Source organism: Chryseobacterium sp. SIMBA_038, from assembly GCF_046535115.1.
GTDB lineage: Bacteria > Bacteroidota > Bacteroidia > Flavobacteriales > Weeksellaceae > Chryseobacterium.
The window spans coordinates 1-445 of sequence record NZ_JAWRXH010000026.1; the positions used below are offsets into that span (position 1 = coordinate 1).

Annotated in this window: 1 protein-coding gene; it reads left to right on the forward strand. The window is 35.3% G+C overall.

Translation table 11 applies throughout. From position 1 onward, the window contains the following. Positions 1 to 63: 63 nt before the first annotated feature. Positions 64 to 445: DEAD/DEAH box helicase (locus SB689_RS22550; RefSeq protein ID WP_410694314.1), on the forward strand; the 382-nt coding region annotated here is incomplete at its 3' end.

Here is a 445-nt window from a genome sequence, read left to right on the forward strand (position 1 = left end):
CTATCATCTGGCCCCTTTTAAACCTGATTTTAAATTCTACATATTAATACCTATCTTTGCAAAATGGAAAAACTCACTTTTGCAGATTTTGACCTGCCGGTTAAGATTCTTGATGTTTTAGCGGATTTAGAATTATTTGAGCCTACCCCTATTCAGGAGAAAAGTTTAAAGCCTATCCTTTCCGGGCGAGATGTAATGGGAATTGCACAGACAGGAACGGGGAAAACATTGGCCTATCTTTTACCTGTTCTAAAGACTTGGAAGTATAATAAAACAGGAAATCCAACTGTTTTAGTACTTGTTCCTACAAGAGAATTGGTGGTACAGGTAACCGAAATCATTGAGAAACTGACAGAAAATATTACAGCAAGAGTAATTGGAATATACGGTGGGAAAAATATCAATACCCAGAAATTATTATTTAATGATGGTTGTGATATTTTAG